Annotated in this window: 14 protein-coding genes; 4 read left to right on the top strand and 10 right to left on the bottom strand. The window is 61.1% G+C overall.

Annotation, left to right across the window (positions count from 1 at the left end):
- Positions 1 to 13 precede the first annotated feature (13 nt).
- A complete protein-coding gene (locus tag HBO41_RS28770; RefSeq protein WP_169988687.1) occupies positions 14 to 1,531 on the top strand; it encodes a glycosyltransferase family 39 protein in 1,518 nt (505 codons plus the stop codon).
- A gap of 21 nt (positions 1,532 to 1,552) precedes the next feature.
- Here the strand turns inward: HBO41_RS28770 and HBO41_RS28765 are convergent, their stop codons facing one another.
- From HBO41_RS28765 to HBO41_RS28750, 4 genes are all read right to left on the bottom strand, one after another.
- Positions 1,553 to 2,266, bottom strand: coding sequence for an AAA family ATPase (locus HBO41_RS28765; RefSeq protein WP_169988684.1), 714 nt, complete (start codon positions 2,264 to 2,266; stop codon positions 1,553 to 1,555).
- Entirely contained in the window at positions 2,266 to 3,009 is a 744-nt protein-coding gene (locus tag HBO41_RS28760; protein WP_169988682.1) for an ABC transporter permease, read from the bottom strand. Before HBO41_RS28760 ends, HBO41_RS28765 begins: the two co-directional genes overlap by 1 nt.
- Before the next feature lie 3 nt (positions 3,010 to 3,012).
- Entirely contained in the window at positions 3,013 to 3,150 is a 138-nt protein-coding gene (locus HBO41_RS28755) for a hypothetical protein (protein ID WP_169988680.1), read from the bottom strand.
- 486 nt (positions 3,151 to 3,636) lie between these two features.
- Positions 3,637 to 4,479, bottom strand: coding sequence for a hypothetical protein (locus HBO41_RS28750; protein ID WP_169988678.1), 843 nt, complete (start codon positions 4,477 to 4,479; stop codon positions 3,637 to 3,639).
- Between the two features lie 631 nt (positions 4,480 to 5,110).
- Here HBO41_RS28750 and HBO41_RS28745 point away from each other — a divergent pair.
- Entirely contained in the window at positions 5,111 to 5,413 is a 303-nt protein-coding gene (locus HBO41_RS28745) for a DUF6124 family protein (protein ID WP_138454081.1), read from the top strand.
- Between the two features lie 344 nt (positions 5,414 to 5,757).
- On the opposite strand, the gene HBO41_RS28740 is transcribed toward HBO41_RS28745, so the two are convergent.
- A complete protein-coding gene (locus HBO41_RS28740) occupies positions 5,758 to 12,015 on the bottom strand; it encodes a non-ribosomal peptide synthetase (RefSeq protein WP_169988676.1) in 6,258 nt (2,085 codons plus the stop codon).
- Between the two features lie 504 nt (positions 12,016 to 12,519).
- Between HBO41_RS28740 and HBO41_RS28735 the strand changes: the two genes are divergently transcribed.
- A complete protein-coding gene (locus tag HBO41_RS28735; RefSeq protein ID WP_026013880.1) occupies positions 12,520 to 13,314 on the top strand; it encodes a helix-turn-helix transcriptional regulator in 795 nt (264 codons plus the stop codon).
- Positions 13,314 to 14,810 carry an AdeC/AdeK/OprM family multidrug efflux complex outer membrane factor gene (gene adeC / locus HBO41_RS28730; RefSeq protein ID WP_169988674.1) on the top strand — a complete coding sequence of 499 codons (1,497 nt, stop codon included), beginning with the start codon at positions 13,314 to 13,316 and terminating at the stop codon, positions 14,808 to 14,810. The genes HBO41_RS28735 and adeC overlap by 1 nt, the downstream gene beginning before the upstream one ends.
- 53 nt (positions 14,811 to 14,863) lie before the next feature.
- Here the strand turns inward: adeC and HBO41_RS28725 are convergent, their stop codons facing one another.
- From HBO41_RS28725 to HBO41_RS28705, 5 genes are all read right to left on the bottom strand, one after another.
- Positions 14,864 to 15,757 (bottom strand): pyridoxamine 5'-phosphate oxidase family protein, encoded by an 894-nt coding sequence (locus HBO41_RS28725; RefSeq protein ID WP_169988672.1) that lies wholly within the window; start codon positions 15,755 to 15,757, stop codon positions 14,864 to 14,866.
- A gap of 76 nt (positions 15,758 to 15,833) precedes the next feature.
- Positions 15,834 to 16,721: a LysR family transcriptional regulator gene (locus tag HBO41_RS28720; RefSeq protein WP_017139574.1), complete on the bottom strand. Its 888-nt coding sequence runs from the start codon at positions 16,719 to 16,721 to the stop codon at positions 15,834 to 15,836.
- Entirely contained in the window at positions 16,721 to 17,641 is a 921-nt protein-coding gene (locus HBO41_RS28715; protein ID WP_017139575.1) for a LysR family transcriptional regulator, read from the bottom strand. The genes HBO41_RS28720 and HBO41_RS28715 overlap by 1 nt, the downstream gene beginning before the upstream one ends.
- A 178-nt stretch (positions 17,642 to 17,819) precedes the next feature.
- Complete coding sequence (locus HBO41_RS28710; protein WP_017139576.1) at positions 17,820 to 18,452, bottom strand: glutathione S-transferase family protein; 633 nt, start codon at positions 18,450 to 18,452, stop codon at positions 17,820 to 17,822.
- A 105-nt stretch (positions 18,453 to 18,557) separates the two neighbouring features.
- Positions 18,558 to 19,430, bottom strand: a complete 873-nt coding sequence (locus HBO41_RS28705) for a LysR family transcriptional regulator (protein ID WP_169988670.1) — start codon at positions 19,428 to 19,430, stop codon at positions 18,558 to 18,560.
- Between the last annotated feature and the right edge of the window lie 149 nt (positions 19,431 to 19,579).

Raw genomic sequence — 19,579 nt, 5'->3', positions numbered from 1 at the left:
TTGAGAGCCGCCCATGAGTGTCTTCAAAACCGAACGCGGCGCCCTGGTGCTGCTGCTGGGCGTCTCGGCGCTGCTCCTGCTGCTGGGCCTGGGCAGTCGCGACCTGTGGGGGCCGGAAACCCGCTGGGCCAATATCGCGTTGCAGATGCTGCAAAGCGGTGATTACTTCGACCCCTACCTCAAGGGCGCGCCCTACTACGACAAACCCCTGCCCTCCTACTGGCTGATCACCGGCTTCGCCAACCTGATGGGCGGGCTTGGCCCCTGGTCGCTGCGTTTGTCGTCGGTGATTGCGGCGTGGCTGAGCATCTGGCTGGTGTACCTGATCGGCGAACGCCTGTTTCGCAAAGGCACCGGGCTGATTGCCGGTTGGATGCTCGCCACCACCTTCTACTTTCTGTTCTGGGCGCGCGTGGCCACGGCCGATATCCTCACCGTGTGCGGCGTGCTGGCGGCGGTGTGGTGGTATTGGCGCGGGCCGGACGACACGCGGCTGGGGCGCTACACGGTGTTTTTCCTGCTGCTGGCGGCCACCTCGCTGTTCAAAGGTTTGATCGGTTTTGTGCTGCCGGGCCTGGTGCTGCTGCCGCACCTGCTCAGCGAGCACCGCTACAAGCGCCACCTCAACCTGCGCCTGCTGCTGGCCATGCTGATTGCAGCGGCGTTTTATGCGATTCCCTTCGTGCTGTCCCACCTCTACGGCGCGCCGACTTACGGCGAGAGTGGCCTTGAACTGGTGTTCAAGGAAAACGTCGTGCGTTTCTTCGACCCGTTCGACCACATGGGGCCGATCTACACCTACCTGATCTACCTGCCCGCCTACACCTTGCCCTGGGCACCGTGCTGGTTGCTGGGCCTGTGGCTGGCGCTGCGCAACTGGCGCCACACGCCACCGAACGTGCGCTGGCTGGTGTGGGGCCTGGGCCTGCTGTTTGTGTTCTTCACCGCCAGTGGCAGCCGGCGCAGCTACTACGTGCTGCCGCTGGTGCCTTTTGCCCAGTTGTTGGCGGCCTGGTGGTTGAGTGAACGCCTGGAGCAAAAAACCGCCAGCTGGCCGCGTTGGCAAAAAGGCTTCGGTTTCACCGCAGGCCTGCTGTTGCTGGTGCTCGGAGGGATCTATCCCTGGGTCAACGGCAATGGCGGCGTGACCCGCTTCGCCGACGACGTACAGGCCGAGGCGGTCAAAAGTGCGCCGTGGGCTCACTGGCAGATGGTGATGGTAGAAGTCGACAACAAGGTGCCGATGTACCTGCAAAATGGCGGCAAACCGTTCTACTACGTCAGCGAGACCCAGGACTTCCCGCGCCAGGGCGACAGCGCCGCCTTGATGGCCTGGCTGGAAAAAACCAGCGGCCAGGGCTTCGACCCGCAGCACACCATTATCGTCGCGCAGTATTCCAAGGAAGACCCGACGCCGCTGGCCTACCTGGGCGCGGATCACACGGTGATCACCACTCAGCCGGATAATGGCGAACGGTTGTTCCAGAAGCGCTCGGGTGGCAGCGTGGCGTTTGTTCCCATAGGTAAATAACGTCGCGCGGCAAAGTCTGACTTAATTTGTTGGCAAGCTTGCCGCGTGAATAAAGGCCTCATCCAGGCTTTTGGCGTCATACGCCCCCATGAACCCTCCTGCGTCAGTAAAGCGGTTAAAGCGTTGCTGACTCAGCATGTAAAAGTCATCGCAATGATTGACGATTTCGTCAACGTTATGTGACGAGACGAGAACAGCAACACCCTGCTGCGCAGCGCCTTCCAAACACCTCCAAATATGATAACGAAACTCCGGATCCACGCCCGCTGTAGGCTCATCCAGAATGACCAGATCGGCCCCTACAGCGAGCAGAGACAGCGTAAAAAACCAACGCTTTTCTCCATAACTGCAAAGCGAGGATTTTTTGTTCCAGATGTCGCAATAGCGCTCGGCAACCCCCGGGCTCCACATTTCGATTTTTTCTAACGCATGCTTTTGAGTAACCGGCACATCAGCACAAAAAATCATCATCATTTTAAACACATCAAACATTCGAAGCACTGGAGGCGTAGTGATAACTTGAGACAAGTAAAGAAACGTTGAGAACGAATTGACTATCTCACCGGCCTCCATTTTCTTCAGACGGCAAATCACATCAAAAAAAGTAGTTTTTCCAGATCCGTTAGGCCCCAGTAAGCCTGAGATGGAGCCCGCTTCGACCACCATTGACGCCTTATTAAATACCGTATGGCGCTCATACCGGACGTCTAGCGAATTCACAATCAAACGTTTCATCAGTAACGACTCCAAACCGGATTGACGAGCAAAAATTTATAGACCACAGCCAGCGACAAAACAAACAGCACTACAATGGTCATCACTACATATAAAGATTCAAAGACACCCCCCTGCATAATCTGGCTAGCCCACCACATCGGATTGAAAAATTTCACCACTTCTATCACCGGATGGGACGAGCTTATACTCACAATCCCAAGCGCCAACATCAGGAAAGACAACACTGAAAACACAGTATTCGCATTTTGAAACCCCAGCGGAACCAGCGTCAATAACAGTGACGGTATCGAAAACAGCAAAAAACAAATGTAGAATCTTCCAGCGACAACAAGAAACTCAACAAAACTCATCTCACCAAAGTACACCCGCGTCAGAACATAGAACACCAAACAATAAACCATTGACATAATTGAATAGGCCAAAAACTGACCAACAAGAAAGACCCTCTTCGTGCGATTCGTATAGACAAACGATCGAAGAAAACCGCTCTCTCTTCTCCCCACTATATAAAACGCCAGCCCAAACATGGCGACACTCGACGATACGAAGGCGTAGAACCATGAGGTCACCGAAATGTAATCAGCCGACATTTCCGCACGGGTCATCCGGGCATACATAATTAAGTAAAAGGTGACAACTGGGGAGAGGACGATCCAAAATAACGCAAGAGGCTCCTTCAATTGTTCTTTAATAAAAAGAGTCGCTAACGCACCCGACCTAATTAATAAATAGACGTTCATTAATCACCTCATGGAAAAGGCACCATCGCTTTCAAGCGCGAAGGCAGCATAGAAGTCTGACCCACCAAGTCTGCCGCCATATGATGCAAAACCAAACCCACCATAAAAAACCGACTCGCAAAACTCTTCAACAGTTTTCATCTTCTTTCTCCAGAGTAGTTATGAATGGGTTGTTTTTCAATCTTCTATTAAAATAAACAAAGCCAATTTAGCTCTACTGCAAAAAAATGCAAACCTCTCACGCCGCAGACGTAGGAGAAGTCGGACCAAACAATAGGAAATATCTTTCAATCAAATCAGATGACTAATAATTGCGCACTACCAATAACAGGCAATCAACCTTCAACGCCAAGTTATTATCCGTGCAGAATTAATACCTTATAAACTATCAATCTACAAACACCCTCAGCCCTTCATTCAAAAAGACGCGTACAACAGAAGATATCCCTCTCAAAAACAGTGCACTCATCCGATAAACGGTATTACTTGCCTCTCACACGTGTTCCACTTCAAACATCCCGGCGATGCCCCTTGCAACACAACACACCAGACATGCGCTGGTGTTGATTTGCGCAGTGATGCAACAGGATATTGAACGCCAGCAGTACGTGCCCGTCGGCAACACGGCTAGCGCTTCTCAAACACGGCATAACCGACATAAGCAAAATCCGACAGCCGCCGCGCTTCAGAACCGGGGTAAGTGAAATGCTCACGTGTCAGGTAAGACGCAGGAAGGTCAGGAACGTCCTCCACCCTTCCGTCTATTTCGCCGTTACTGGCCGTGGAATGGGCGCCGCCTTGCTGATCAATGAATTCAAGGAGGTGTTCAGCATTCGCGGCACTGGCTGCACGAACATCGGCGGGTAACCGGGGGTCGTTCCAGTCACCGCCTACGAGCACTTTGAAGGCGAGCCGTTCGTTCGCGTCGAGCACGTTATCAAGTGCCTTGAACAAGGGATTCACAGTGATTGCCTGCACCGCGCGTCGGTCACCTGCTGCGCGGCCGTGGGGGGCAGGCTTTGGCCAGACGACCCCACGACCGCCCTCCACCAGTACGCGGTAGCCTTGCTCGGCGAACTGAGTCAGGCGGTCCACCTCGGACGCAAACCCTTTTATACCCTGCACGTCCAGGCGCCCATCCCCTGGATAACTGCCTTTGACCCGGCGCAGACAGGGGTCGTTGTCGATGTGGTGGATCACCCGCGCCAGGCGATACATGGCGTCGGCGCGCGACACGGGGTCTGGGTTGGCGGCGGTAAAGTCGCCCACCTGTCGCTTCAAGTGGGTGATCAATCGGGTTTGGCGCTCACGCCTTTGTGGGTTCCAGCCATAGGCGCGTGACATGATGCCCGTGCCCAGCATGGGGTTGTCCTTGTAGATTTGCGTCGCTGAGCGTTGATCATCCGCCGGCCGTGTTTGCGCGCGCGTCGGCAGGCTGGAGGTGTCGGCCTCTGTGCGAGGGGTAGGCAACGTCGGCGCGCGCGTCTGTATGAAAGGCTGAAAGTGTCCAAGCGTTGGGGTCATGAGCCAGGTTGTCCATCAAAATCCAACGGCGTCGAAACGCTGACGCCGACGTTTCAGGCGAAACTGCACAGTGTGTTGGTGGTGACGGCAAAAAAGGTTCCATCGGAACCTGCGGTTGATGGCGATCGTTCCCACGCGCAGCAAAGGAACGCCTCTTGGGACGCGCTGCGTCTCTCCACCATTGCGCACTTGCGTCGCGGGCTGCATTCCCACGCGGAGCGTGGGAACGATCAAATCGGAACCTGCGGTTGATGGCGTTTGGTCATGGTTTGTAAAGGGCCAGCAAGGCGTGTCTCTTTTAATTGCAGGACGTTTCCTAGACAATCCCTGCCGCCTTGTGCCCGTTGGAATCGGTGGCTAGTCTGCGATCCGTCACTGCTCATCAGTGATCGGGTTTAGTCGCCCGACCTTCCAACGCGTGCATGGTCCTCCATGAGGTTTTATGGTGGCTGTGCGCAGGGCACCTTCGGGTGCGCCGGAATTTTCGCGTTGGAGCCGGTCGACTAACCTGCGTACAGCCGCCACCCTCGTTTAGTCGCGAAGGGTGTCCGTCCCTTATCTAACGCGAAGGTACACCATGAAAAAAGTCGTCCCCGACCCACCCCGCAATTGCACCAAAGACCGCGCCGCCTTCAATCGCGCCATCGACCATTACCTGCCCTCCAAGGGTGTTCAAATCGAAGACCTGAGCTTCGAAGACGCCCTGCTCTACACCGCCAGCTTGCTCGACAGCGCTTCAGCGACCGCGCTCAATTGCGGTGATCTGCTGGCCAGCCCCCAGCGGGAGAAGATTCTGGCGGTGTGGCATTTGCTGGAGGTGGCCAAGACCACGGTGGACCGCTCTATCGAGTGCCTGAATCCTCCAAAACCAACTGCCTGACTGTGGTCTAAAAATGTGGGAGCTGGCTTGCCTGCGATAGCCAAGTCTGTGGCAGGTGGGCTGTTGTGGCGAGCAGGCTTGTCCTGCGTTGGGCTGCGAAGCGGCCCCAGTAAAGGCACTGCAGTTTTCCTGAAAGAACTCAGCGTCTGGGTTAGGGGCTGCTTCGCAGCCCAACGCAGGACAAGCCTGCTCGCCACAGGTGAAATTGGCTGCCTTCAAACGTTGTGTAGATACCCATGCTGCGATAGCGGCGTATCAGCAACAGAGGCGTTGCCTGAACTACCGCTATCGCGGCGATGCGGCGACCCGACAAGCCCGGCTCCCACATCGCCCGCCTCCAGGCTTCAGATCCGGCGGCGGCGGTTAAGTTGGGGGATCGCGGTTTGCGGCACTTCTACGCGCTGTACCTGAGCGGTGGTACAGGCGGCCAATTGCGCCAACGTCGGCTGGCTGAACAAGGTGCGCGCATCCACTTCCAACCCAGCCTTGCGCATCCGTGCCACCAGGTTCACCGCCAGCAACGAGTGCCCGCCCAATTCGAAGAAGTGGTCGTGACGCCCTACCCGCGCAAGCTTTAACACGTCGGCCCAGATGCCCGCCATCAGGGTTTCCATCTCACCCACCGGCGGCTCATACGCGCGACTCACCACCGCCTCCAACCCAGGCTCCGGCAAGGCTTTGCGGTCGAGTTTGCCAGCCGGGTTAAGCGGCCATTCATCAAGCTGCACAAAGGCCGCCGGCACCATGTATTCAGGCAACTGTTCCAACACGTACGCACGCAAGGCTTCCAGGCTTGGCACTTGCCCGCGCAGGGTAAAGTACGCCACCAAACGCTCATCACGAATCAGCACCGCCACGTCCCGCAGCGCCGGGTGCGCGGCCAGGCGCGATTCGATTTCGCCCAGCTCCAGGCGCACGCCCCGCAGCTTGACCTGAAAGTCATTGCGCCCCAGGAACTCAAGGTTACCATCGGGCAAGTAACGCACCAGATCGCCGGTGCGATACAGCCGATCACCGGCCACAAACGGGCTGTCGATAAAGCGCTCGGCGGTCATCTGTTCCAGGCCCAAATAGCCCCGCGCAACGCCGACGCCGCCGATATGCAGTTGGCCGCTGACGCCCATGGGCACCGGCGTGTCATGTTCATCCAGCACATACAGGCGGGTGTTGTTGATCGCCCGACCAATCGGCAGTTGCACGGCCGGCACGGCGGCGCCGGGTTCCAGGGTCCAGGCGCTGCTGTCCACCGTGGCTTCGGTGGGGCCGTAGACGTTATGCAAGCGCACGTTGGGCAAGCGTGCCTGCACGCCTCGGGCCAGGGCTTCAGTGAGCTCACCGCCACCGCAGAGCACGTCGGTGAGGCTGGTGCACAGCGCGGACTCTTCCAGTTCCAGAAACTGCTGCAACATCGCCGGCACGAACTTGATCACGCTGATCTGTTGCTCGCGGATCACCTGGGCCAGGTACGCCGGTTCACGGTGCCCATCGGGCCGTGCGAGCACCAGGCGCATGCCATTGGTCAGCGGCCAGAACAGCTCCCACACCGAGCCATCGAAGCTGAACGGCGCACGTTGCAACAAGGCGCCGCCCCGGGCATTCGGGCACAACCGGGAGCCCCAGTGCATCAGGTTGCTTAAGCCCCGATGCTCGATCATCACGCCTTTGGGCGTGCCGGTGGAGCCGGAGGTGTACATCACGTAGGCCAGGTTGGCGACGCTCAAACCGGGCACCAACGGGTTGCCGCCAGGTGCCTGGCTCCAGGCGCAGCGGTCGAAGTCGATTACCGGCATCGACACCTCGCCGGGCAAGTCACGGGTGGCCGCGTGCACCAGTAACGCCACGGGCTGACTGTCGCTGAGCATGTAGGCCAGGCGTTCGCGCGGGTAGCCTGGGTCCAGCGGCACATAGGCGCCGCCCGCCTTGAGGATCGCCAGCAACCCCACCACCAGTTCCAGCCCGCGCTCGACGCACAGGGCCACACGCGAATCCGGCTGGACGCCGCGCTCGCGCAGGTGAAAGGCAAGCTGGTTGGCACGCTCGTTGAGCTCGCGGTAGGTCAACTGCCGTTCGCCGGCCTGCACCGCAATGGCATTGGGAATCTGCCGCGCATGGGCTTCGAACAGGGCTTGGACGGTGAGGGTTTCGGGGTAGTCGGTGTGGGTCGCATTAAAGTCCAGCAACTGCGTTTTCAGTTCGCTGGCCGGCAGCACCTGTACCTCGCGCAGGGGTGTGGTCGGCGCGTGTTCAAGGGCTTCCGCCAGGCCGCGCAACACCGTCTCGATATAATCCAGCAAGCGCTCGGCACTGACCTTGCGCGGCGCCTTGGCCGTGAGGCGAAAGCCGCTGGCGACGTCGTCGACCGTCAGCATCAGCGGATAGCTGAGGATGTCTTCGCTGCTGAGCAGCGCAATGCCCGGCACCAGGTTCAGGTCCCTGTCCGCCGCCGTGTGCCGATAGTTGAGCAGGCTGTTGAACAGCGGCGATGCACCGCTGCAACGCTGGGCCAGGGCCAGCGATGCCTGTTCATGGGCGACCAGCGCGCTCAGTTGCGCATGGGTGTCTGCCAGCGCAGCGACCACGCTTTGCCCGGCCAGGCGCACGCGCAGCGGCAAGGTGTTGATAAACATGCCCAAGGCACGGTCGGCGCCCTCGCCGGCTTGCAAACGGCCGAGCAACACGGTACCGAACACCACATCATCGCGGCCCGCGACCCGGCTGAGTACCTGGGCCCAGGCCAGGTGAAACAGGCTCGCGGCACTCACCCCAAGCGCTCGCGCTAGAGCGCGCAGGCGCAGGTTGAGGGCGTCTGCCAAGGGCCGTTCGGCCGCTTCGATGTCGGCGCGATTGGCCTGGCGCTCCTGCAAGCCGAACGCCAGGGTCGGCTCGTCAACGTCGGCCAGGCGCTCGCGAAAGAACGCTTCATGGGCCGCCTGGCGCGCTGCCGAACGGGCCTGCGCGACCATGTTGCGGTAAGGCACCGGTTCCGGCAATTGCGCCTGCTGGCCCAGCAAGTGGGCGCGAATTTCATCCACCAGCACAGTGGTCGAGGTGGCGTCGTTGACCAGGTGATGGAAGCGCAACTTGGCGACCCAGCGCTGGTTGTGCGGCTCCTCGGCGTAATCCAGTGCCATCAGCGGCGCCTGGCGCAGATCCAGCGGTGCGTGCTGATCCTGCAGCGGTTCGACGCGCAACTGCGCCTGGCGCCACACCACTTGCATCGGTTGTTCAAGCGCATCCCACACCAGGCTGGTGCGCAGAATATCGTGACGGTTGATCACCTGCTGCAACGCTTGGGCAAACGCCTCCAACTGGTCGCGACGGACAAAACTGAACAGCGCATGTTGCTGGTAGGGGTCGCGCGCGTCCGTGAGGTGGTGGTACAGCAAGCCCTCCTGCAACGGCGCCAGCGGGTAGATTTCCTGCACATTGGCAGCCCCACCGGGGATGCCGGCGACGATACGATCCAGGCTCGGCTGGTCGAGTTCGGCCAGTGCGAGCATGTCCGGCGTGATGTGGCTGCAACCTGGCGCAATACGATTGCCCGGCACCTGTACCTCACTGCCTCCACTGACCGCCGCCAGCGCGGCGAGCGTCGGCTGGCCGAACAACACCTGCACATCGGCATGCAAGCCGGCCTGGCGCATGCGCTGCACCAACTGCACCGCCAACAGCGAATGGCCGCCCAGTTCAAAGAAATGGTCATGGCGCCCCACTTGCTGCACCTGCAATAGTTCAGCCCAGATCTGCGCCAGCAGGGTTTCCGCGCCTTCGTACGGTGCTTCGAACTGGCGCGTGACAAAGGCTTGCTGGGTGGGCGCAGGAAGCGCCTTGCGGTCGAGCTTGCCGTTGGCGGTCAGCGGCATCGCCTCCAACTGCACATAGGCTGCCGGCAGCATGTAATCGGGCAGCGAGGCTTGCAGATGGGCACGCAACGCTTCGATTTCGACGCTGTGCCGGGCGACAAACCAAGCCAACAACTGGCCCTCGCGACACTGCACCACGGCTTCCTGGACCGCCGGATGGCTGGCCAGCGCGGACTCGATTTCCCCCAGTTCGATGCGCACGCCACGGATTTTCACCTGGTCGTCATTGCGGCCCAGGTACTCAAGGTTGCCGTCGGGCAGCCAGCGCACCAGATCGCCGGTGCGGTACATCCGGCCCTCGCTGAACGGGTCATCCACAAAGCGCTCGGCGCTCAGTTCAGGCTGGTTCAGGTAACCCCGCGCCACACCCTTGCCGCCGATATACAGCTCCCCCGCCACGCCAATCGGCACCGGGCGCCGCTGTTCATCCAGCACGTACACCGTGGCATTGTCGATCGGCGCGCCGATGTGCAGCGCATGGCCCGCCTCGACGCGCCCGGAGGTGGCGACCACGGTGGCTTCGGTCGGGCCATAGTTGTTGATCACGTCATAGGTTTGTGCGCGGCTGAAGCTGCGCAGGCGGTCGCCGCCGATCAGCAGGGTGCGCAGGGTCGGGTGTTGCAGACGCTGGCTGAAGGCGTACTCGGCCACCGGCGTCGGCAAAAAGCACACGTCCAACGGCTGCGCACGCCACCAGTTGAGCAGCGCATCAATGTCCTGGGCGTCGTCCTGTGCCGGCGGCAAGTGCAAGGTCGCGCCCACGCACAACGCCGGCCACACTTCCCAGGCCATCGCGTCAAAACCGAAGCCGGCCACGCTGGCCGTCTGGCTGCCCGCGTGCAGGTTGAAGGCGCGGCAGTGCCAGTCCACCAGGTTCGACACGGTGTGGTGCTCAACCATCACGCCTTTGGGCAAACCGGTGGAGCCTGAGGTGTAGATCACATACGCGAGGTTCGACGGCGTGACCGCCACCGGTGGGCTGTCGCTGCGGCCGTGGGCCGGCAGGTCCAAACGGATTATCGGCACGTCGAGCATCGGCAGGCGCGCCAGCACGTTGTGCTGGGCCAGCACCGCCACCGGGGAACTGTCGTGCAGCAGGTAGCTCAGGCGCTCGGCCGGGTGAGCCGGGTCCACCGGTACGTAGCAGGCGCCGGCCTTGAGGATCGCCAGCAACCCGGCCACGGTGTCCAGCCCGCGCCGCGCCACAATCGCCACACGGTCATCCGGCTGCACGCCATGTTCGAGCAATTGGTGGGCCAGGGCATTGGCCTGTTGATCGAGCTGGGCGTAGGTCAATTGCCGGTCCTGATGCACCGCCGCAATGGCGTCAGGCGTGCGCGCTGCTTGCGCCTCGATGCGCCGATGCAGGGTTTGCGCGCTGGCAGGCGCTTGTGCGGTGGCATTCCACTGCTGCAACCGGAGCTGTTCGGCCGGCGTCACCAAGGCAAACTCAGCCAGCGTCAACGCGGTATTCGCCAACCCCTGTTCCAGCAGCCAGGTAAAGCGCTGCGCCAACGCCTGCACCTCGTCCTCGCGAAACCACGCCTCGTTGTACACGCAGTGCAGGCAAGCAGTGTCCTGATAACGGTTGCTGCGCAGGTGGAAGGCAATCGGCAGCGGCTCGTGGTAGTTGGAGACCTTGACCGCGCGGGCCTGGACCTGGCCGAAGCGCAGGTCGTGATCGTCCTGCTCAAAGGACACCGACAAATCAAACAACTGGCCGCGATCGGTACGGCGCAGGCCCAGTTCACGGTTCATCTCGCTCAGGGGAAAACGCTGGTGGCGAAAGTCCTGCTTGAGCTGGTCACGCACACCGCGCACTACCGCGCTGAACGGCAATTGCGCATCGAACTGGAAACGCACTGCACTGACCTGGGTGAACAAGCCCACGGTGGAACGAAAACGTGCGTTGGAACGGTTGAGAATCGGCAGCCCCACCACCCACTCTTCACGCTGGCTGGTGCGGGTGAAATACACGTACAGCGCCGCCAGCAACACATGGAAGGCCGAGGCCTGGTAACGGTTGGCGACTTGCTCCATGCGGTTGAGCAGCGCCACCGGGAACGGCTCCACCCAGGTGTTGCTCGACGCCGGGGCATTGTGGCGCGGCGTCAGCAGCGGCTCGGGCAGCACCTGGTATTTGTCCAGCCAGTACGCGCGGTCACGGGCGTAACGGGCCGATGCCTGGTAACGCAGGTCCGTGTCGATAAAGTCGATATAGGACGGGGCGTACGGCTCCGGTTGCCGTCCCTGTTCAAGGTCGGTGTACAGCCGGGCCAGGGATTGCAGCACCTGGCCAAAGCCCCAGCCATCGAGAATCAGGTGATGGGCCTGGATGCCGAGGCGGTAGTGGTCGTCATCGAGCTTGACCAGGACAAACCGCAATAACGGTTCACCACTCATCGCATAGGGCCGGGCCATTTGCGCTTGCATCAGCGCCTGGCTCGCGGCCTGCGGGTCTTGCAGCGCGCAGAAGTCGTGCCGTTGTACCTGCACCGTCAGCGCAGCGTCGAAGGTCTGTCGAGGCAAGCCGTCGGTATCGGTGTGCAACTGGGTGCGCAAGGCATCGTGCTTGGCCACCAGCAGCTCGGCGGCGCGCTGGATCAGTTCCGGCACCAAGGGGCCGGCGAAATCCATATAGCCGCCAATGTTGTACAGCGGCGAGTCGCCTGCTCGCAGTTGGTCGAGCCAGATGTCCTGCTGGGCGGCAGTCAGGGGGAAGCTTGGGGAATGCTTCATAAGATCCTTCTCAATAGGAGTCCGGCACGGCCGCACACGGGCCTATTTCGCCAAAATTGCCGGATTTGAGCATGGCGACCCGAAGGTGTCTGTCACCCGAAACCCGGACATTCATATGGATGGAAACGGGCTTGGCTGATGGTTGACTGCTGAAACGATTAAAGCGCTGTAGGAAATTGACTACACATGGCCGCAGTCAGTTTTTCTCAACACGCCCCAATTACTTATTTTTACTATAAATATCAATTGGTTAATCAGCTCTAATTTTTAGCCATGGTTTTTCGTTGGCGGAATTCTCCGTCTGAAACGTCGAATTAATGACGTAGTTTTTATGGCAGCTTGTGTCCCTCGTTTCCGCTACATACGTAGGACAAATCGCTATGGCTAAATAAAATCTCGAACGCCGAATGACGCTAAAGAAGAGTCACGTTCAAGGAGTACGGGCCGCCCCACACAGACCCAGGGCACCCGTTGACGGTTTTCGACATCAAGGATGAGATGGCTATGAGTCTGACTTCTAGTATTGGCGGCGCCCACAGCCCGCAGTTCTACGCCGAAATGGGTGAATTGATTTCAAACAGCGGCCAGGAAAATTTCGCCGCCAACATGCTGCATCTGGTGGATAAATGGGTGCCGATTCACTTGGTCGACCTGAGTGAATGGACCCTCGACGAACTGCGTGACAGCGCGATCGATATTCAACTGCTGGGCAGCGCCGGGTTGAAAAAACACCTGCTGGCGCCCCAGCCCGTACATGCGTTGAACGACCACCCGCTGCTACGGGAAATGCTGCGCATGCAAGACCCGTTGCTGATCCAGATGAAGGCCAAGGCCAACAGCGCACACCCACGCGGCACCTCGCACCAGTGCAACCTGGTCTCGCGCCAGGGCAACCGACGCTGCGTGATTTCGTTCTACCGCCCGCCGACCCAACAAGGCTTTTCCCTGGCAGAACTGTCGTTTCTCAAGTGCTTGTCGGACACCCTGTTGCCGTTGATGGAACGGCATGCGCGGATTTTGCGCCAGGCCCCTCACAGCCAGGCCGAACCAGCCCACAGCCAGCTGGAGCAGTCACAGTTGCAGCGCGAGTTCTACAAGCGCCTGTCCCTCAGCGATATCACCCTGTCGGCGCGTGAGCAGGAGGTGTGCCTGGGCCTGTTGACCGGCGGCACCGTGCCGCAAATGGCGGAAAAACTCAGCGTGAAAAACAGCTCGATCGAAACCTACCTCAAGCGTGCCGCCGCCAAACTGGGCGTCAGCGGGCGCCATGGCCTGGCCAAATGGATGGTTGGCGCCTGATGAAAAAATTCATCCTCACCACCGTTGGCATGGCCTGGGTGCTCGGCGGTTGCTCGCTGATCCCCGAGTATCAGCGGCCCGCTGCGCCGGTGCCGGCGCAGTACCCACAAGGCGGGGTCTACAGCCTGGCGCAAGCCGGCACTGTGGCGGTCGAGCCGGGCTGGCAGCAGCTGTTCCACGACCCGGCGCTGCAACAGCTGATCGGCGCAGCGCTGGCCAATAACCGCGACCTGCGGGTAGCGGCGCTGAATGTGCAGGCGTTTCAGGCGCAGTACCGCATCCAGCGAGCGGACCTGTTCCCGGCGATATCGGCCAGCGGCGCCGGCAAACGCCAGAAAGTACCGGGCGATCTGACCGGCACCGGCAAGTCGGCGATCACTTCCAACTATTCGGCCACCCTGGGCCTGAGTGCCTATGAGCTGGATCTGTTCGGACGGGTGCGCAGCCTCAGCGAGCAGGCGATGCTCACGTATCTGGGCACCGAAGAGGCGCGGCGCAGCGCGCAACTGAGCCTGGTGGCCAACGTCGCCAATGCCTACCTGACCTGGCGCGCCGACCAGGAGCTGCTGACCCTGGCGAAACAAACCCTGACCGCCAACGACCACAGCTGGCAGCTCACCAGCCGCAGCAAAACCGCGGGCAAGGCCTCGGCACTGGATGTGGTGCAAGCCCGCACGGCAGTAGAAAGCACCCGCGCCAGCGTGGCCCGCTATGAGCGCCAGGTCGCCCAGGATGTCAACAACCTGGCCCTGCTGGTGGGCGGCCCGGTGGATGAAAACCTGCCGTCGCGCCCGCTCGCTGATGACCTGGTGGCGCGCCTGCCCGCAGGCTTGCCCTCCGACCTGCTGCAACGGCGCCCGGATATCCTCCAGGCCGAATACCAACTGCAAGCCGCCAACGCCAATATCGGCGCGGCGCGGGCAGCATTTTTTCCGTCGGTGACGCTCACCGCCAACGCCGGCAGCACCAGCAAGGAGCTGTCGGGGCTGTTCAAGGGCGGCGCGGGCACCTGGACCTTCCAGCCGCAAATCAACCTGCCGATCTTCAACGCCGGCAGCCTGCGCGCCAGCCTCGACTACGCCAAACTGCAGAAAGACATTACGGTGGCGCAGTACGAAAAATCCATTCAAACGGCGTTTCAGGAAGTCGCCGACGGCCTCGCCGCCCGGCAAACCTTTAACGACCAGTTGGACGCGCAACGGGATTTCGTCGCCGCCAACCAGGCCTATTACGACCTGGCCCAGCACCGCTACCGCAGCGGTGTGGACAGCAACCTGACGTTCCTCGATGCGCAGCGTTCCTTGTTCAGTTCGCAGCAGGCGCTGATTGTCGATCGGCTGGCGCAACTGGTCGCGGAGGTGAACCTGTACACGGCTCTGGGCGGCGCCTGGAGCGTCAACCCATTGATTTCGCTGACTGATCGTTCCCGCGCTCCGCGTGGGAACGCATCCCGTGACGCTCCGCGTCACAGCTCACAAGGCTCACATAAGCGCTGACATAGGGACGCGGAGCGTCCGGGGCGGCATTCCCACGCAGAGCGTGGGAACGATCAGTTCTGCCAGCGCAACGCCAATGCCGCCGGGCGGCGTATGACCTGCTCCACCGTTACTGTCCACAACCGCTGGGCGCCCTCGAAGCTGGCCACCTCAGGCCCGTCGAGGATCAGCGAAGTGCGCCCGGCAACCTGCAACACATCGCCCGATTCAAAATCGATAAACAGCAACCCCGCCACTGGGTTGAGCTGCAAATTGCCCAGGGTATTGAAGAACAGGTTGCCGGCAAAATCCGGGATGGTCAGCACGTTGCCTTCAACCCGCACAAACCCCGTATTGCCGCCTCTGTGTGAAACGTCCACCGAGCGTGCGCCATCCACGTCGGCGTAGCTGGCGACGAAGAAAGTGTCGGCGCTGCGGATCAACATTTGTGCCGCAGCGTCCAGGCCGTTGAGGCGCTCGACCGTGGTGCCGGGCTTGCGGGCGATGCCGTCGACGGGCCGCAACTGGATGTATTTGGGGCAGTTGCCATAGGTGTGCACCACATCGACCGAAAAACCTTCGTGGTCCAAACCACCGATGCGGCCGTTCATGCGGTTGCGGCGCCGGGTGTTTAGGTCAATGCCGAGCAAACCCACGCTGGCACCTAAGTGCAAGGCGCCAAGCGCCGGGTCGCTTTTGGACGGCAAACTGTCGATCTGCAAGGTGTGTGGGTCGGGTGAATGCGCAAAGCCCGGCGCGCCTTCAAGCATGGTCGCCCAGGGAATGCCCTGGGGATCCACTACGCCGAGCATCAGGTAGGGCAACAGCGGGTAGAAGTCGCGATGCTGCTCCGGCAAGTGATCGCGAATCACCTTGAGCCCGACCACGGCCATGCGCTCAGCCGCGCCAGCGCTTGCTTGCAGGTGCCGTTCGCCGGCATGCCAGGGAGATTGTTCGACTGGGTTCATGTTGAGCACCTCAGGTTGGATGCGCCCATGCTGCGCCCCACCTGCCAACGTGAGAATGCCCACACTTGGCAATCCACTATTTCACCGACTGAAATGCCGGATGCTCACGCAGCGCCGCCACACAGTGGTCGACAAAACTGCGTACGCGCATCGGTGCGTTGCGGCCCTCGCGGTACACCACATGCACCGGCAACGGTGGCTGTTCAAAGTCAGGCAACACACGGCGCAACTGGCCGCTCTGCAGGTGCTGGTGCAGCGGGTAACTCACGCAACGAATCACCCCCGCACCCTGCACCGCCGCATTGATTGCACCTTGCACGCTGGCACAGCTCAAGCGCGCGCGGGCCTTGAGCTGCAAGCCTTGGAAATCCCAGGCCACCGGGTCGGCACTGGCAATCAGCCGATGCTTTTTAAGCTCGCTCGGATGTCGGGGTTCGCCATGGGCGGCGAGGTAATCGGGGCTGGCGCAGAGGATATGCCGCACCTGCCCCACCGGCCGAGCGATCAGCGATGAATTGGGCAATTCGCCGACCAGGATCGCCACATCCAGCCCCTCTTCGTGCAGGTTCGGGTAGTAGTCGTGGTAGCGCGCCACCAGGCGGACGTCGGGGTAGTTGTCCATATAGCTGGCCAATACCGGCGCCATCACATAACGGCTGAACAGAAACGGCAAGAACACCTGCAAATTGCCCTGGGCCTGCACGTGCAGCCCCTTGGCCGAAGCCTCGGCGGTATCGACGGCTGCCAGCAACCGCACGCAATCGGCCAGATACGCGCTGCCCGCTTCGGTCAGGCTCACGCCGCGTGTGCTGCGTTGCAACAACGGCACCCGCAGGCGGGCTTCCAGGCGAGCAACCGCACGGATCAGGGTCGGGCCGGAAACCTGGGCCTGGCGCGCCGCCGAAGCCAGGCTGGGCTGATCAGCCAGCGCTGCAAACAGCTGCATGTCGCGATAGCGTTCCATCAGCCGCGGCGCTTCATCGCCGGGTTCAGGGCAGCGTCCTGCCCGAGGCGATGGGTGAGGAAGTCCACAAAGGTGTGGACCTTGGCCGGTACGCGGCCGCTTTTCTGGAACACCACCTGGATCGGCAGCGGTGGCGGTTCAAAAGCCTCCAGCACAACCTCCAACTCCCCCGCCGCCACCGCTGCCGCGACCTGATAAGACAGCACCCGCGTCATGCCCCAACCCAGGCGCGCCAGGTTGATCGCCGCATTATTTGCCGTGACCACCAGACGCGGCTCGATGGGTACCGTCAACGGCTGCCCGGCGTCGACGAACGCCCATTCACTTACCAGCTGGCTGGAGGATGACGTGACGATCTTGGCTTCACGCAACTGCTCAGGCCGTTGCGGCCGACCGTGCTGGTCGAGGTAACCGGGCGATGCACACACCACCCGGCGCACTTCCCCGACCTTTATGGCCTGCTGTCCAAGTTCTTGCAGATGACCGATACGCACGGCCACATCGACGCCTTCGTCGGTCATGTTAACCACACGGTCGACCAGTAAGGCGGTGATATTTACCAAGGGAAAGCGGTCCAGGTAATCCCCCAGCACCGGCGCCACATACAGCTCGCCGAACAGCACCGGCGCGGTCACCGTCAGGTGGCCGCCGGGGATGGAGTAGCTGCCCGCCGCCGCTTCCTCGGCTTCATCGAGCTCGGCCAGGATGCGTCGGCAATCTTCCAGGTAACGTTGGCCGGCTTCGGTCAGGTGCAGGCTGCGGGTGGTGCGTGCCAGCAACTGCGTGCCGATACGCTGTTCCATGGCGGCAATCGCTCGGGTCACGCTGGGCGGCGAGGTTTTCAGGCGCCGCGCAGCGGCAGCGAAGCCCTCCTCCTCGGCCACCGCCAGGAATACCTGCATCTCATGAAATCGATCCATCGGCACGCCTTCTCATTAGCTGAAAACTACTCACCCGTGGCGAGGGAGCTTGCTCCCGCTGGGGCGCGCAGCGGCCCCCAAAAAAATGACCGCGTATTGCCTGAATTAACGCGCTGCCCTTATTGGGGCTGCTGCGCAGCCCAGCGGGAGCAAGCTCCCTCGCCACAGGGGGTTCACATTACTTTGCTTGCAGACCCACGGCGCTGCGCGGCATGCCGACAAACCCCGGCAACGCCTCGATGCGAGCAAGCCAGGCACGCACTTGAGGGTAGTCGGCCAACGACACATTGCCTTCCGGCGCGTGGGCCACGTAGGTGTAGAACGCCACATCGGCGATGCTCGGCTGCTCACCAACCAAAAAGCGGCTTTGGCTCAGTTGTTCGTCCACCAGCTTGAGCAGCGCATGGGAACGGCTGATGGCCGCGACGGTATCGACTTCGGCACCAAACACCACCGCCAACCGCGCAGCAGCGGGCCCGGCGTGCAGTTGGCCGGCAGCCGCCGACAACCAGCGCTGCACGCGAGCCTGGCCGACAGGGTCGCTCGGCAGCCACTGGCCGTTGCCATATTGGTTGGCGAGGTACACCAGAATCGCGTTGGAGTCGGCCAACACCGTGCCGTTATCGTCAATCACCGGCACCTGGCCAAAGCGGTTGAGGTGGGCGATAAAGTCCGGCGCTTTTTGCGCGCCTTGCTTGAGGTCGACGAGGATAAATTCACTGGGCAAGCCCAGCAACGACAACATCAGCTCGACCCGGTGGGAGTGGCCGGACAAGGGGAAACCATAAAGCTTGATCGCAGGCTGGGACATGAGAGGCTCCAAAAGTGGGGGTGTTGACGCCACACATACTCCACCGCTGCCCTGATCGATGGAATCACCAGACTTTACAATCGAGCATTTCACTCGATGAAACAATCACTCGCCAAACAATTCCACGATCAGGTTGAACAAGGTGGTCTTCACCGCACTGTCCAACTCGGTCCAGGCCAACCCCGTGGTGGCCTGAAACCCACCCAATTGCAAAGGCCGCGACACGCAATTGACTGGCAACGCCCGCGCCGCCTGCTGCGGCAACACGCCGATGCCCAACCCGGCGGAGACCAGCGCGAGCATGGTGGTGAACTCACCCAGTTCGCTGGCGATGTCCAAGGGTATGCCGACGGCCTGGATAAACTCATCGTAGAACCCCGGCGCGTAACGCCTGGCGAGGATATACACCGGCCACGTGAGCAGGTCGGCAGGCTGGATGGACTCCAGGGCGGCCAAAGGGTGGTCCATCGGCAGCGCCACGCAGAAACTCTCACGCAAGACCGCACGGGTCTGCACGCCGGGGTGGGCGGCCGGCAGGCGCATCAGGCCGAAATCCAGCTGGCCATTCTTTAACGCGGCGGCTTGGTCGGGGCCGGGCATGTCCTTGAGTTCCAGTTCGATACGCGGGTAACGCTGATGCACCGCGCGGATCAGTTGCGGCAGCAATTGCGGCAATACCGAGGACACAAACCCCAGGCGCACCCGGCCGATTTCACCGCGGTGGGATGCCCGCGCCGCCTCTGCCGCCCGAGCGGCCTGGTGCAAGGTGGCCTGGGCCTCAGGCAAGAACGCCCGCCCCGCTTCGGTGAGTGTGACCGAGTGGCGGTTACGATCCAGCAGGCGCACGCCCAAGCCGCTTTCCAGCAGCTTTATCTGCATGCTCAGCGCCGGCTGCACGATCGACAACTGCGCCGCTGCCCGACCGAAATGCAGCTCCTGAGCGAGCACCACAAAGGCGCGCAAGTGCTTTAACTCCATTAAATTCTCTCAGCTATCAGAAACGGTTATCACAAACGGTGATCACCCGATCACAAATGAAAATTGGACGCTGCCCAGCGCCTGGGGTGAAGTAAGCCCAATTCATACACGATATGACGGGGCGTGGCCTATAACAATCCGAACACGGA

This window comes from Pseudomonas sp. WS 5146 (assembly GCF_012985495.1).
GTDB classification, from domain to species: Bacteria; Pseudomonadota; Gammaproteobacteria; order Pseudomonadales; family Pseudomonadaceae; genus Aquipseudomonas; species Aquipseudomonas edaphica.
Note: the sequence above shows the minus strand (reverse complement) of the source record. Positions and strands in the feature narration are given on the sequence as shown.